The 11,243-nt window shown below is 45.8% G+C and carries 14 protein-coding genes; 7 read left to right on the forward strand and 7 right to left on the reverse strand.

The window, feature by feature from the left end; genetic code table 11:
- Positions 1–412: 412 nt before the first annotated feature.
- From QZL69_RS05065 to QZL69_RS05090, 6 genes are all read right to left on the reverse strand, one after another.
- On the reverse strand, positions 413–1,480 hold the full coding sequence (locus tag QZL69_RS05065; RefSeq protein WP_022214141.1) for a hypothetical protein: 1,068 nt from the start codon (positions 1,478–1,480) through the stop codon (positions 413–415).
- 177 nt (positions 1,481–1,657) lie between these two features.
- Positions 1,658–1,915 (reverse strand): HPr family phosphocarrier protein, encoded by a 258-nt coding sequence (locus QZL69_RS05070; RefSeq protein ID WP_022214142.1) that lies wholly within the window; start codon positions 1,913–1,915, stop codon positions 1,658–1,660.
- Positions 1,912–2,859, reverse strand: a complete 948-nt coding sequence (gene whiA, locus QZL69_RS05075; protein WP_022214143.1) for a DNA-binding protein WhiA — start codon at positions 2,857–2,859, stop codon at positions 1,912–1,914. The genes QZL69_RS05070 and whiA overlap by 4 nt, the downstream gene beginning before the upstream one ends.
- 28 nt (positions 2,860–2,887) lie before the next feature.
- Positions 2,888–3,766 carry an RNase adapter RapZ gene (gene rapZ, locus QZL69_RS05080; RefSeq protein WP_022214144.1) on the reverse strand — a complete coding sequence of 293 codons (879 nt, stop codon included), beginning with the start codon at positions 3,764–3,766 and terminating at the stop codon, positions 2,888–2,890.
- A gap of 33 nt (positions 3,767–3,799) precedes the next feature.
- On the reverse strand, positions 3,800–4,714 hold the full coding sequence (gene murB / locus QZL69_RS05085) for a UDP-N-acetylmuramate dehydrogenase (protein ID WP_022214145.1): 915 nt from the start codon (positions 4,712–4,714) through the stop codon (positions 3,800–3,802).
- A 62-nt stretch (positions 4,715–4,776) separates the two neighbouring features.
- Complete coding sequence (locus QZL69_RS05090; protein WP_022214146.1) at positions 4,777–5,502, reverse strand: tRNA threonylcarbamoyladenosine dehydratase; 726 nt, start codon at positions 5,500–5,502, stop codon at positions 4,777–4,779.
- Between the two features lie 184 nt (positions 5,503–5,686).
- Here QZL69_RS05090 and QZL69_RS05095 point away from each other — a divergent pair, with 184 nt between their 5' ends.
- Genes QZL69_RS05095 through QZL69_RS05115 form a run of 5 tightly spaced genes read left to right on the forward strand, consistent with a single transcriptional unit; the run spans position 5,687 to position 8,702 of the window.
- Positions 5,687–6,103, forward strand: coding sequence for a stage V sporulation protein AB (locus QZL69_RS05095; protein ID WP_022214147.1), 417 nt, complete (start codon positions 5,687–5,689; stop codon positions 6,101–6,103).
- 53 nt (positions 6,104–6,156) lie between these two features.
- The gene (locus QZL69_RS05100) at positions 6,157–6,627 is read left to right on the forward strand and encodes a SpoVA/SpoVAEb family sporulation membrane protein (RefSeq protein WP_022214148.1); all 471 of its coding nucleotides are present in this window, start codon (positions 6,157–6,159) and stop codon (positions 6,625–6,627) included.
- On the forward strand, positions 6,624–7,697 hold the full coding sequence (locus QZL69_RS05105) for a stage V sporulation protein AD (protein ID WP_022214149.1): 1,074 nt from the start codon (positions 6,624–6,626) through the stop codon (positions 7,695–7,697). Before QZL69_RS05100 ends, QZL69_RS05105 begins: the two co-directional genes overlap by 4 nt.
- Before the next feature lie 12 nt (positions 7,698–7,709).
- The gene (gene spoVAE / locus QZL69_RS05110; RefSeq protein ID WP_022214150.1) at positions 7,710–8,066 is read left to right on the forward strand and encodes a stage V sporulation protein AE; all 357 of its coding nucleotides are present in this window, start codon (positions 7,710–7,712) and stop codon (positions 8,064–8,066) included.
- Positions 8,067–8,093: 27 nt separating this feature from the next.
- Positions 8,094–8,702 (forward strand): stage V sporulation protein AA, encoded by a 609-nt coding sequence (locus QZL69_RS05115; protein WP_022214151.1) that lies wholly within the window; start codon positions 8,094–8,096, stop codon positions 8,700–8,702.
- Positions 8,703–8,790: 88 nt separating this feature from the next.
- On the opposite strand, the gene QZL69_RS05120 is transcribed toward QZL69_RS05115, so the two are convergent.
- Positions 8,791–8,994, reverse strand: coding sequence for a hypothetical protein (locus QZL69_RS05120; RefSeq protein WP_022214152.1), 204 nt, complete (start codon positions 8,992–8,994; stop codon positions 8,791–8,793).
- Between the two features lie 208 nt (positions 8,995–9,202).
- Between QZL69_RS05120 and sstT the strand changes: the two genes are divergently transcribed.
- Together sstT and QZL69_RS05130 are read left to right on the forward strand one after the other, a co-directional pair.
- Complete coding sequence (gene sstT / locus QZL69_RS05125; protein ID WP_022214153.1) at positions 9,203–10,426, forward strand: serine/threonine transporter SstT; 1,224 nt, start codon at positions 9,203–9,205, stop codon at positions 10,424–10,426.
- Positions 10,427–10,707: 281 nt separating this feature from the next.
- A complete protein-coding gene (locus QZL69_RS05130; protein WP_022214154.1) occupies positions 10,708–11,208 on the forward strand; it encodes a QueT transporter family protein in 501 nt (166 codons plus the stop codon).
- The last annotated feature ends 35 nt before the right edge of the window (positions 11,209–11,243 follow it).

Below are 11,243 nucleotides of genomic sequence, written 5' to 3' on the forward strand. Positions count from 1 at the left end.
AAAAAAAGTCTCCTCCTATTCGTACTCAATTATGCAGTACGACAAGCGGCGACTGTACACATCTCCGTGTGTGTCATGCGACATTTATCCACACGTCCATCCCGATGATGGTTTCTGAACTTGTACAGTGACTTGTCGTCAGTTTCCTAACTTGACATTCGCTCCACGGAAAACCTGCCGGTAACTGGCAGCAACCTCGCGCTTCATAGCTATCATGTCACAGCAAATATTAGTATATACGATGATTCCGAATTATGCAAGTCTTTTTTTTATTTTTTTGAAGAAATTTGTGCACAATAATTTATGGTACTTTCTTCTTATTATAGTGCAAAATGCAGTGAAAGGATTCTGTATCCCCTCACTGCATCTCATTTAACATTTTTCTTCCTATATATAATAGGATATTATTCAGTTATTCTTCGGATTCCTCATCACCACCGATGATATCGGAATAGTCAAACAAAGTGACCTTGGTAATGGAATCTCTTACGATATCCGGAGCATCGCCGGCCTTTCTTGCTTTGTCAGCGAGCTGGGAAGCAGAGTAACTCGGGATCGCCATTTTCCTGATCTCTACTGGTTTCTCTTCTTCCGGTTCTTCCTCAGACTCCTGGATCTCCGGGAGATCCTCTGTATAGTTCCCTGTGGTCTCATATACATCCTGGTCATTATCGGAATCCTCTGCGGTAGCAGCAGCAATTTCCTTCTTCAGAAGTTCATGTGCCTCGCTTGTTGCCACCTGGACATTTCTTACCGGGCGCTGTGGTTTCTGTGTCGGTTCTTCCTCCAGGTCATCCTCATAGATTTCATCTACAAATCCGCCTGTGCGGATCTTTTTGCGTTTCTTTTCTTCTTTCTTGGCCTGCTTACGGTGGGCTTTCTCGCCATAAAGAAGTTCTCTGTCCTCTTCGTCCATACGTTTCGCACGGGCTTTTTCTTCCATACGAAGTTCCTTGGCAGTCTTAACATGTCTGCGTTCTCCACCAAGATCTTCGTACTCGTCTTCCGGTTCTTTCTTGAGAAGTTCTGCCACAACATAGAGAATGATGAGGAAAAGGACTACCAGACCAAGAATGATCAGTCCTTCTGTGCTCTCTGTCGCAGTCAGGATATATCCCACGAAAGGAATTGTAACTACAACCTTCTGCACCCAGTTCTTGACAGAAACTGTGATATTGCTCTGTGCAGACGCACTTGAATCAATCACTGTACCTGTGTTATTCTCTCTGTTTACATTTACAAGATTATAACGGTATGTCATGGAATCCTTCTTTACCAGAATCGGAGTCCCTGCTGTTACCTCTTCTGTCTTTACCGGTATCGCATACGTTATGGATCCCATCGGCAGATTAGTGGCCTTATCTGTGCTGTCTACAATCACCGTTGTAACTCCGAAAAATGGCGGCAGTGCCATACCGAGTATCAGGGCGATCGTACATATAATTACGAAATGTACAATAAACTTCAAAAATTTAGACATTGGTATCTCCCTCGCTTTTGGTTTACATTCATTAACATTTTAATATTATACCTTGTTTTTGTTTTATGGTCAATTATAATCTTGTATTTCCGGCAATGTCTGAAATATAAAAAAGCATTACACCGGACTGGTCTTCTTCCGGGCAATGCTTCTTATTATTCTGCTATGATTCTTTTATTACTGATTGTTGCTTAAATACTTCTCTATGCTTGTCATGGCTGCTTCTTCGTCATCGCCATTTGCAGAAAGTGTGATCTCTTCACCTGCGTCCAGCCCTAATGTCATCATTCCCATAATACTCTTGGCATTTACTTTCTTTCTTCCAATCTCAACATAGATCTCACTGTTAAACTGGCTTGCAACCTGTACCAGTTGTGCAACCGGACGTGCTTCAAGTCCTGTAGACAGTTGAATAGTGATTGGTTTTTTAATCATAATAACTCCTCCTCGTTCACCCGCAGTCCGTCAGCGATCTGGCTGAGCTTTCTTAAGCGGTGATTTACCCCCGACTTCCCAACCTGCGGATTTAACATCATACCTAATTCTTTTAGTGTAGCTTCCGGATACTGCAGTCTCAGCTCCGCGATCTCAGCAAGACCTTCGTTCAGATTGTGAAACCCCATCTTTTCCTGAATCAATCTGATGTCCTCTGTCTGCTTCACTGCTGCATTCACCGTTTTGTTGATATTCGCTGTTTCACAGTTTACTTTCCTGTTGACAGTATTTCGCATTTCCTTGACGATCCTGATATTCTCAAGGTTCATCAAAGCTACATTTGCCTCCATAACTGCCAGCATATCTACGATCTGCGCGCCCTCTTTCACATAGACCACATATGACTTCTTGCGCATGACAATTTTGGCATCGATCTCAAAGCTGCGGATAAGTTCCCGAAGCTGCTCTGCTTTCTGCTCGTCTGAACAGACGATTTCAAAATGATACCCTTTCTCCGGATCACTGATCGAACCGGATGCCAGAAACGCCCCGCGGATAAAAGCCCGCTTACAGCAGCTCTGCTGTATAACGAGCCCATTGCCTGCATATAACGTTTCTCCGCTACATTTATCTACAGAAAGTTTCGTCCCCTGAAGTACAGTCTCTATCTGTGCCGGGTCTGCAATTTCGACAAAATATACTTTTCCTTTTTTCATCTGACAGCTTTCCCGAATAGCTATTGCTGTATCTATATTAAAGGTTTTTGTCAACAATGTAAAGTACTTTCTTACAACAGCATAATTTTCAGTCTGAAAATGTAGGATCCCGTCTGCTGTCATTCTGCCACAGGCACTCAAAAGTGCAGCTATTTCTGCGATCCTGCAGTGTCTTGCTGTGCTGACCTGCCTGGAAAGTTCTTCTTTCACCATCCCTGAAAAAGACAATTCCCGTTCTCTCCTGTTCTTATATTACTTATTTTTTGCGAAGCGCATCCTTACCGATGTCCCTGTGTTCCAGGCGGATCCCATATCCCCTTTCTGCATGAAGGCGGTCATAAAGGACACGCGCCAGTGTAACAGACCGATGCTTACCGCCTGTGCATCCGACTGCGATCACGAGATTGGTCTTGCCTTCCTTTGCATAATTCGGAATCAGAAATTTCATCATATCTTCCAGTTTGTCGGCAAAATCCTGTGCCACCTGGTTCTGCATCACATAATTGTAGACGCCATCATCCATCCCTGTCTGCGGCCGCAGTTCATCCACATAATAAGGATTGGGAAGGAATCGCACATCAAACACAAGATCCGCATCCTCCGGGATTCCATACTTGAATCCAAATGACAATACAGAGATCATCATATTGTCGAATTTGCCATTTTCTACAAAGATCTTGTCCAGTTCTTTTTTGAGTTCTCTGGTGAGAAGATGTGTCGTATCTATGATATAGTCGGCATGTTCTTTGAGAAAACTTAAACATTCCCGCTCCTTCTGTATTCCTTCATCCACGCGCCCTGTCATGGCAAGCGGATGTGTTCTCCTTGTTTCCTTGTATCGTTTGACCAGTGTGCGGTCATCTGCATCAAGAAAAAGGATCTCGAACTTATATCCCTCCGCTTTAAGCTGGTCAAGTACTTCTTCCAGCCCCTCCAGATATCTGCCGCTGCGGACATCCAGTCCAATTGCTGCATTCTGAACATCCTCTCCCTTGTTTGCCGACACCAGAGAGACAAATTTCCCCACCAGCTGGATTGGCAGATTATCCACACAGAAATACTGTGCGTCTTCCAGCATCTTCATCGCCGTAGATTTGCCCGCGCCGGACATTCCTGTAACAATTACCAGTCGCATCTCTTATCTCCCGTTTCTCAACTGCTTTGCAGTTTAGTTAAAATCCCCCAAAAATTTCACTTCTGGTTCCAGAGTCACTCCGTATTTCTCACGGACTACCTCTGTCACATGATCCATCAGTGCCACAACATCCTGCGCTGTTGCATCTCCTGCGTTGATTACAAAACCACAATGCTTGTCAGATACTCTCGCTCCTCCGATCTGATATCCGCGAAGACCGCTGTCCATGATCAGCTTGCCTGCAAAATATCCTTCCGGACGTTTGAATGTACTTCCTGCGCTTGGAAATTCAAGCGGCTGTTTCGAAGTACGCTTCTCACTGAGTTCTCTGGTAAGCGCTTTGATCTCTTCCAGATTACCTTCCTTAAGTGAGATCGTTGCGCCGAGCACAAGATAACCTGCTTTTTTGATGATGCTTGTTCTGTAGCCCATCTCAAGCTCTGATGCCGGGATCACACGAATTTCGCCGTCTCCTGTCATCACAGTGACTTCTTTGAGTACATCCTTCATTTCTCCGCCATATGCACCCGCATTCATCACAACAGCTCCTCCAAGTGTACCCGGGATCCCTCCTGCGAACTCAAAACCTGCAAGAGAAGCTCTTCTGGCCGCCACAGCGATGGAAGAAAGAAGCGCCCCCGCTGCTGCACGGATCTCTGTACCATCTACTGTGATCTCCTCCATATTGCGGTCCAGCTGGATAATCACGCCTCTGTACCCCTGGTCGCTGACCAGAAGATTGCTTCCGTTTCCAAGTATGAAATATGGCAGCTGTTCCTGTCTGCATATCTCAAGCGCCTTACTCACTTCTTCTATTGTTCTCGGCATCACAAAAACATCTGCCGGACCGCCGATACGAAAAGTTGTATGTTTCTTCATCGGCTCATCAAAGAGCACCTGCTCTGTTCCTAATTGCAGGCAAAATTTCTGTCTGATCTGCTCATTCACAAATGCTATCCTCTATCTTTCTATTTATTTTAAACCTCAGGCTTATTTTCCTGATCTTCATATTATTTTTTGTGTTTTTCTGACAAAATATCCCGTACTACTTCTCCTGCTGTCATAAGTCCTGCAACCCCCGGCACAAAAGAAATGCTTCCATGGATATTTCTCTCGATATTTTCTTTATTTCTTCTGAATTCAAAACCTCTGCGTGAATGTTCTCTGGAGCACAGTACCTTCAGCCTGCGTACTCCCTTCCTGCGAAGTTCCGCACGCATTTTCTTTACTGCCGGATCTGCCGCAACACGTGAGATATCCATGATCTCCAGGCTTGACGGATTCAGCTTATTCCCCATATCCAGGCATGAGATAACCGGAACCTGATATTTCTGAGCCTGCTCTATCAGAAGGATCTTGGATGAAACAGTATCCATTGCATCCACAATATAATCATAGGCTTTCAGATCGAATAACCCCATAGTGTCTTCATTATAATATGTTTCATAGGTGTGAACCAGAATATCCTCGTCTATATTATGGACCCGTTCTTTGGCTATCTGAACTTTCTTATGGCCGATCGTAGACTGCAGCGCATAAAGCTGCCTGTTGATATCTGTGACCGTTATTGCCTCATGATCCACAAGTGTAAGACTGCCAACCCCGCATCGTGCCAGTGCTTCCACTGTATAGGAGCCTGCACCTCCCAGACCGAAAACAGCAATCTTAGCTGTACTCAGACGGTTAACTCCCTTCTGACCTAGCAGGATCTCCATTCGGGAATATGCGTCGTACATGCAAAACCTCCTCGTAACATCCTTATAAATAATATTGAAAATGCCGTGCATTCCCATTCCTTTTAATTATACTATCCAATCAAATAAAAGTACAGGTTTTCATATTTTTTTAAGAATTAATGTATGATTCTCTCAGATTTTCACATACTACTCATCAAAATCAATAAAAAAGGAGTTCTTTTGTATGTGGCAGCAGATTTTTCTTGGCTTTGCAGGAATATGTTCAGGAGTTATCATTGCCGGCGGTGCTGTCGGACTGATGATCGGACTTTCCATTCTTCCAAGATATGCCGGGATCACACATACTGCAGATTCTATCCTGCTTTACGAGGATATGACCCTGCTTGGATTCGTACTCGGAAATCTTTTCTGGATCTTTGAGATCTCTCTGCCGCTTGGAGTCCCGTTTCTGATACTGTATGGTGTCTTTTCCGGGATATTCCTCGGAAGCTGGATCCTCGCGCTGGCGGAAGTCGCTGACGTCTTCCCTGTTTTTTCCAGAAGGATCCGTCTGACGGAAGGTTTTCCTGCCATTATCATAGCGATCGCTGCCGGGAAATGTACCGGCACACTTCTTTTTTATTTCCTTGGCTGGCAATAAGCCTCATTATTATATGCATAAACCAGACAAAAGTCAAACAGAAAGGAGATTTCATGCCTTCAGAACAGCAAATAAAAAAGCAGAAAAAATATGAGCAGTATGTCAAATCCATCACCCCCTCTCACAGTCTCCCTGTAAATATGCTAAAAGCCTTTATCACAGGAGGCCTGATCTGTCTTTTCGGACAGTGGATCTTAAACACCGCTCAGACCATGGGCGCAGACAGAGAGACTGCCGGAAACTGGTGCTCGCTTATTTTGATCTTTCTGAGTGTACTTCTTACCGGATTGAATCTGTATTCCAAGATTGGAAAGTTCGGAGGCGCCGGGGGACTTGTTCCGATCACCGGTTTTGCAAACTCGGTTGCCTCTTCCGCGATCGAATTCCAGGCAGAAGGACAGATCTTCGGCATCGGCTGCAAGATCTTTACAATCGCTGGTCCTGTGATCCTGTACGGGATCTTAAGTTCCTGGCTTCTTGGCATTGTCTATTATATTCTCAAACTTATGGAGGTGATCGGATGAAACCAGCAGCTCAGACCGGAAAAGTAAGCCTCGCTTTTCAGGAACCGGTCTATATTCAAAGTGCAGCTTCGATCGTCGGCAAAAAAGAAGGCGAAGGACCGCTCAGAGACTGTTTTGATATGGTGAGCGAAGATCCACGCTTCGGGACAGATACCTGGGAAAACGCAGAAAGCACTCTCCAGAAAGAAACTGCTGTACTTGCGATCGGAAAAGCCGGTCTTAAGCCTTCTGATATCCGAATGGCATTTGCCGGGGATCTTCTTGCACAGACGATCGCATCTTCTTTTGGCATTGCTGATATGGGGATTCCGTTTTATGGGCTGTATGGTGCCTGCTCCACGATCGGTGAGTCCCTTTCCCTCGGAGCCATGTCCGTCGCAGCCGGTTACGGTGCACATATCCTCTGCGCCACATCCAGTCATTTTGCTACTGCCGAAAAGGAATTTCGTTTTCCGCTCGGCTATGGAAACCAGCGCCCGCTCTCTGCAACCTGGACAGTGACGGGAAGCGGAGCCTGTGTCCTTGGAAACAATCCGCCAGTTCCGGAAAACACAGAAAATGCCTCTCCCCTCCGGCACGAAAACGGCTGTGTGGCAGTCACTGCGCTTACTACCGGAACGGTTGTCGATTTTGGTTTTCGTGATTCCATGAATATGGGCGGCTGCATGGCTCCTGCTGCCTGCGATACGATCTGCCGCCATCTGACCGATTTTGACCGGAAGCCTTCCGATTACGATGCCATTATCACCGGAGATCTCGGCGTGGTCGGACAGAGGATCTTATTTGATCTGCTCCGGGAAAAGGGTCTTTCCATCAGTTCCATCCATCATGACTGCGGACTTCTGATCTTTGATAACAAATCACAGGATACGCATTCCGGCGGAAGCGGCTGCGGCTGCGCCGCCTCCGTGCTGGCTGCGTTTATCCTGCCGCGCATCGTTACCGGCCAGTGGAAACGTGTCCTGTTCGTGCCTACCGGGGCAATGCTCTCCAAAGTAAGCTTTAATGAAGGAGAATCCGTTCCGGGAATCGCCCACGGAATCGTTCTTGAACACATTCAATTATCCTGAAAGGAGTTTTTTATGGATTATTTTAATGCATTCTGGGTCGGCGGTGTGATCTGTGCCCTGGTCCAGATCCTTCTTGATAAGACCAAGCTGATGCCCGGGCGGGTCATGGTCATTCTGGTCTGCTCGGGTGCTCTTTTGAGCGCGATCGGAATCTATCAGCCATTTGCCGACTATGCAGGTGCCGGCGCTTCTGTTCCGCTTCTCGGCTTCGGGCAGGTTCTCTGGAAAGGTATGAAAAAAGCCATCGACCAGGACGGTTTCCTCGGACTTTTTACCGGGGGATTCACAGCCTGTGCGACTGGAGTTTCTGCTGCGCTGATTTTTTCCTATCTCGCCAGCCTGATCTTCAAACCCAAAATGAAAGACTGACCTGCGGTCTTTCAGAAGGAGATTTTTATGAGTGATACTTTATATTTACAGCTTGACATGAACATACAGGTACAGCATCCCCATGTGTATCTCCAGGATATCGCACGGCTTTCCTGTACCAATCCCAAAATTTTGAACAGGCTCCGTGTCTTGCCTGTTGCGAACCTGGATTCAGAAAAGCCGGGAAGGTATGTCATGTCTGTCATGGATCTTGTCGACATGATCCAGAAAAAAGAACCGGAACTTACGATCACACCTGTCGGCGAACCTGACTTCATTCTTACCTATAAAAAAGAATCCACTCCCGGCACGCTTTTCCGCTGGCTCAAAGTGATCCTTGTCTGCCTTGCCACGTTTTTTGGCGCGGCATTTTCCATCATGACCTTTAATACGGATGTGGATGTCGGCACACTTTTCCAAAAGATCTATTTTCAGGTAACAGGAAAAATCTCCAGCGGTTTTACCATACTGGAGATTTCTTATTCCATTGGGCTCGCCATCGGAGTCCTGTTCTTCTTTAATCATTTCAGTCATCTGAAGTTTTCTGCTGACCCCACACCTATGCAGGTTCAGATGCGTAAATACGAAGATGATGTCAACACCACGATCCTGGAAGATCTTAACCGTAAAAAATAACTGTTTATGGCAAAAAACACAGGGCAGAGAACGCCATTCCGTCTCTGCCCTGTATTTGCCAAACACTTTACTTTCCCTGACTTAACGATCAGTCCTCGAAACAACTGATCACATAGCCTTCATTTTCGATGACTACATCTGAAACATTGTCTCTGTCCCAGATTGCATCACTGATGATAGATCGTAAGCTCTCATCCATCTGAATATTAAACGTTTCCTCAATAACCTGAAACGGAACGTTTTCGTTCTCCTGTGCGTACTCCATGATGAAATCAAGAATCTTCTCTTCCATATCTGTAAATCTGCCTTTCTGTAATTACTGATATTGACATCAGCCTGTATCGTTACTGTTCACAGCAACCTTGTATCATCTTACCGCAACTTCCAAAATATGTCTACGAAAATTTATGATTTTGTTGCACTATAAGCATTTTTCGTTTATAATATGCTTTATTAATGTTTTACCATATTAAAGAGGTAAAAGGAAAGGGAGTAAACAAATGAAAAAACTTTGGACCAAATGGACTGAGATCGCACTGGTCAAGCGAATCCTCGTAGGACTGATCCTGGGAGCCATCCTGGGAATCGCTGCACCGGGAGCTTCTGCAGTCTCTATTCTGGGTGACGTATTCGTCGGAGCCCTCAAAGCGATCGCACCGCTTCTTGTATTTTTCCTGGTTATCAGTTCTCTGTGCAATGCCGGAAAATCTCACGGCGGTGTTATCAAAACCGTAATCATACTTTACATGTTCAGTACCGTTCTTGCCGCTGTGATCGCAGTATTTGCAAGCATGATCTTCCCGGTTGAACTGACACTGACAACTGCTGCTGCTGATACTGCTGCACCACAGGGTATCGCAGAAGTCCTCAACAACCTTCTGCTGAACGTCGTTGCAAACCCTGTTTCTTCTCTCGTAAATGCAAACTATGTTGGAATCCTGATGTGGGCTGTCCTGATTGGACTTGCTTTACGTGCTGCCAACAACATGACCAAGAACGTTCTTGCTGATGTTGCAAACGGACTTTCCACAGTTGTTACCTGGATCATCAACATGGCACCATTTGGTATCTTCGGTCTCGTGTTCAACACAGTATCTACAAACGGACTGGATATCTTTACTACTTACGGTAAACTGCTTCTTCTGCTGGTTGGCTGTATGCTGTTTATCTATTTTGTTACCAACCCGATGCTCGTTTACTGGTGCATCCGCAAGAATCCTTATCCGCTGATCTTCCATTGCCTGAAGAGAAGCGCGCTGACTGCATTTTTCACCAGAAGTTCTGCCGCCAACATTCCTGTAAACATGAAAGTCTGCGAGGAAATGGGACTTGACAGAGATACTTACTCTGTAACTATCCCGCTCGGTGCAACGATCAATATGGATGGTGCAGCGATCACGATCACGGTTATGACAATGGCCACTGCCTTTACACTTGGTATCCATGTAGATATCCCGACTGCGATCATCCTGAGTCTCCTGGCTGCACTTTCAGCCTGCGGTGCTTCCGGTGTTGCCGGTGGATCTCTTCTTCTGATCCCGATGGCATGCTCTCTGTTTGGTATCTCTGATGATATCTCCATGCAGGTTGTTGCAGTTGGTTTCATCATCGGTGTTATCCAGGACTCCGTAGAGACAGCCCTGAACTCTTCTTCCGACCTTCTGCTCTCTGCTTCTGCTGAGTTCAGACAGTGGCGTCGGGAAGGAAAAGAAATTAAATTCTGATTTTAAAACTGATATTTTTATGTATCTGATATTTCTAAAGAATATCGCTTCTCTGATTGTATTTCAGGGATGCGGTATTCTTTTTTTCTTGCATTTCCTGTGTTGTTATGCTATACTCATTACCGCTATGAAGCCCGCAAAATCAGCGGATGCGCCGCTGGCGTTTCCCCGATATGCAATACACCAAGGTCTTACAGGGCTTCCCGCCGATTCCCGGCGTAAAATGAATCATGTGTTCGTGACCTTCCACATGTAAAACAAAACTAAAGGAGAACTGAATAATGAAAAGCAAAAACACAATGTTCCTTGTGCAGGCAGCCACTATCGGTGCTATCTACGTAGTTCTGACTCTGCTGTTTGCCCCATTAAGCTACGGCGAAGTACAGGTTCGCTTCTCTGAGGCACTGACGATCCTTCCATACTTCACACCTGCTGCAATTCCGGGATTATTTGTAGGATGTATCCTCTCCAACCTGCTTGGCGGTGCAATCCCTGTAGATATCATCTTCGGAAGTATCGCAACACTGATCGGTGCAGTCTTTACTTACAAACTGCGCGGTTCCAGCAAATGGCTTGCTCCATTGCCGCCGATCGTAGCTAATACGGTTATCGTACCTTTCGTTCTTTACTACGGATACGGTGTGAACCTTCCAATCCCGCTTATGATGCTGACCGTCGGTGCCGGCGAAGTCATCTCCTGCGGAATCTTCGGAATGATCGTCCTCACCGCACTTTCCAAGGTGAAAGGGTCTGTTTTTGGGAAAGCAAGTTATTCTAAATAAAAGTCAAAGCGGCTGCCGGGCGATTTCCTGGCAGC

It is taken from the genome of Blautia sp. CAG:237 (genome assembly GCF_000436615.1).
Taxonomy (GTDB): domain Bacteria; phylum Bacillota; class Clostridia; order Lachnospirales; family Lachnospiraceae; genus Blautia_A; species Blautia_A intestinihominis.